Origin of the sequence: Xanthobacter autotrophicus (assembly GCF_030015065.1) — a bacterium.
Taxonomy (GTDB): Bacteria; Pseudomonadota; Alphaproteobacteria; order Rhizobiales; family Xanthobacteraceae; genus Xanthobacter; species Xanthobacter autotrophicus_D.
In genome coordinates, this window is record NZ_JAIVFN010000237.1 from 1 (window position 1) to 2,147 (window position 2,147).

The following is a 2,147-nucleotide window of genomic DNA, read 5'->3' on the forward strand; positions in this document are numbered from 1 at the left end:
GACAGAAGGGCGAGGGGAGGCGGCTCGCCGCCGCCCTCAGGAGCGCAGCGGCGACCAGGCGGGATCGGAGGCGTAGCTCGGGGTGGGCACGCGCTGCTCGTTGTAGCCGGTCACGTCCACCGAATAGAGCGACGGCCCGGAGGCGCCGCCCGGATCGCGGAAGAACATGAGCACGCGGCCATTGGGCGCAAACGTCGGCCCCTCGTTGTGGTAGCCCTCGGTGAGCACGCGCTCGCCCGAGCCGTCGGTGCGCATGACGCCGATGGCGAAGCGCCCGTCGCCCTGCCGGGTGAAGGCGATCCAGTCGCCCTTGGGCGACCACACCGGGGTCGAATAGCGCGCATTGCCAAATGAGATGCGCCGCGCGCCCGAGCCGTCGGCGTTCATCACATAGATCTGCGAGGTGCCGCCGCGGTCGCTCTCGAAGCAGATCTGCCGGCCGTCCGGCGAATAGCAGGGCGCGGTGTCGATGGCGGCGGTGTCGGTGAGGCGGGTGGTGGCGCGCGAGCGCAGATCCATGACGAAGATGTTGGAATTGCCGCCCTGCTGCAGGCTCATGATCACCCGCTGCCCGTCGGGGGCGAAGCGCGGCGAGAAGCTCATGCCCGGGAAGTTGCCGACGATCTCGCGCTGGCCGGTCTCGATGTTGAGCAGGAACACCTTGGGGTCACCCTGCCCGTAGGACATGTAGGTGATTTCCTGGCTGGTGGGCGAGAAGCGCGGGGTCAGCACGAGGCCGTCGCCGCGCGAGAGATAGCTCACGTTGGCGCCGTCCTGGTCCATGATGGCGAGGCGCTTGATGCGGCGTTCCTTCTGCCCGCTCTCGTCCACGAACACGATGCGGGTGTCGAAATAGCCCTTTTCGCCGGTCATCTTCTCATAGATGGCGTCGGCGATGATGTGGGCGATGCGGCGCCAGTTGTCCGGCTGGGCCACGAACTGCTGGGCCGCGAGCTGCTGGCCGGCGAACACGTCCCACAGCCGGAACACCACCTGGAAGCGCCCGTCCGCCTGCCGGGTGACGCGGCCGGTGAGCAGCGCCTGGGCGTTGATGACGCGCCAGTCCTGGAAGCGCGGCGTGTCGGGATTGGTGATCTGCTCCACGAACGCCTTGGGGTCGATGGGCGCGAACAGGCCCGAGCGCCGCAGGTCCGCGGTGATGACGCCGGAAATGTTGCGGCCGATCTCCGGCTCTCCGAGCAGGTCGGTGATGGCGATGGGAATGGGCTTGAAGGCGCCGGGCGTGATCTCGATGCGCGGCGCGGCGATGGCCGCCCCCGCGCCCAGCCCCGCGCCGAGGCCGGCGAGGCCCGCGGCGGCAAGGCCGGTCTTGATGAAGCTCCGACGCCCCGGATCGAGCGCGCTCGGGGGGAAAGGGGCCGGCTGTCCGCACCGAGTCATTGAGGTCCTCGTTCTCCAGGTGCCAGGGCGTGTGTCATGCCGCGTGCGCCGTCGCCCCGGCCCCGGGCCGAGGCCTCGGGGCGGGCGCCGGTGCTCACCGGCTGAACAGCCTGTCGTTGAGCCGGATGGGAAGGGTCTTCCATTCGGCATAGGTTTCAGGGCGGAACATCTTGTACGGCTGGCAGGCCATGATGGCGCGGATGCCGTTCATGGCATAGGCCTGGAACGCCGGCTGCCCCGCGCCCGGCTGGCCGGGCGCGATCCGCGGGGCGGCCGAGAGGCTGCCGTCCTTGTTGAGGTAGATGTCCACGTCCACGTTGATGTTGCGGTCGAGATTGCCGCCGTCGGTGGACCAGCATTCCATCACCCGGCGCCGGAAGGCGTCGATCTCGCTGGCGGTCAGTTGCTGGCCGTCGCCGCGCGGCGAGCCCAGCGAGGAGGTGGTGGACACCTGCTCGGCGCTCGCCACCTGGCGGCTGGGGGTGCGCTTGTCCAGAAGCTGCTTGATCTGGTCGGTGTTGAATTCGCTCGGCGCCGCGTTCGCCTCCACGGGCTTGGGCTGCTCGCGCGGGGGAGCCGGCTTGCGCGGGGGCAAGGGCGCGGCGGCGGCCTCGGTCTTCGCCTCGTCCTTGGGCTGTTCCTGCTTCTTCTGCTCGGGCTTGGGCGCCAGCTCCGCCTGTTCCTTGGGCGGGGTGGGTTCCACCTTCGCCGGCGCGGCCTCCTTCGGCGTCGGCTCCACCTTGGGG

Annotated in this window: 1 protein-coding gene and 1 pseudogene; both read right to left on the bottom strand. The window is 69.9% G+C overall.

Annotated features, from left to right (window positions below):
- Positions 1–36: 36 nt before the first annotated feature.
- Positions 37–1,401 (bottom strand): Tol-Pal system beta propeller repeat protein TolB, encoded by a 1,365-nt coding sequence (tolB, locus tag K9U40_RS22685; protein WP_282892358.1) that lies wholly within the window; start codon positions 1,399–1,401, stop codon positions 37–39.
- A gap of 94 nt (positions 1,402–1,495) precedes the next feature.
- Positions 1,496–2,147, bottom strand: a pseudogene (locus K9U40_RS22690) (hypothetical protein); the annotation flags it as partial.